The 438-nt window shown below is 32.6% G+C and carries 1 pseudogene; it reads right to left on the bottom strand.

Features of this window, described 5'->3' with window-relative positions:
• Positions 1 to 423, bottom strand: a pseudogene (locus tag M3225_RS29020) (DNA polymerase III subunit delta'); the annotation flags it as partial.
• Positions 424 to 438: the final 15 nt, after the last annotated feature.

The raw sequence follows: 438 nt of genomic DNA, 5'->3' as shown, positions 1-438 counted from the left end.
CCTTGAATGGATTGTGTCTAAAATTTGCTCAGGTTTTGTAGACAATAAAATAGCAATCGTATTGTCCGGTGGTTCTTCAAGAAATTTCAAGATACTGTTTTCCCCTTGAACAGTTAACTTTTCAAAGTCTTCAATGATGTACACTTTATTTGTGCTTTCTATAGGAAGTTGATTCATAAGACGCACAAGTTGTTCAACTTGTTCTTTCTTAATTGCATTCTCAGTTGTTGATATATACATAAAGTCTGGATGATTATATGTACTAACCTTTGTTTCACATTGACTATCTGTTTGACATAAAATAAGCTTTGCAAAATTAATCGCAACTTGTTTCATCGTTTGTGCATCATCACCTTCAAATAAATAGGCATGCGATAATTTATTTGAATGATATGCATTCGTCAATTGTTGCTGTTCATCCATTCATTACAAACTCCC

The sequence above is a fragment of the Priestia aryabhattai genome (assembly GCF_023715685.1).
GTDB lineage: Bacteria > Bacillota > Bacilli > Bacillales > Bacillaceae_H > Priestia > Priestia aryabhattai_B.
The sequence above is the reverse complement of the archived record's forward strand: the minus strand, read 5'-3'. Positions and strand labels throughout refer to the sequence as shown.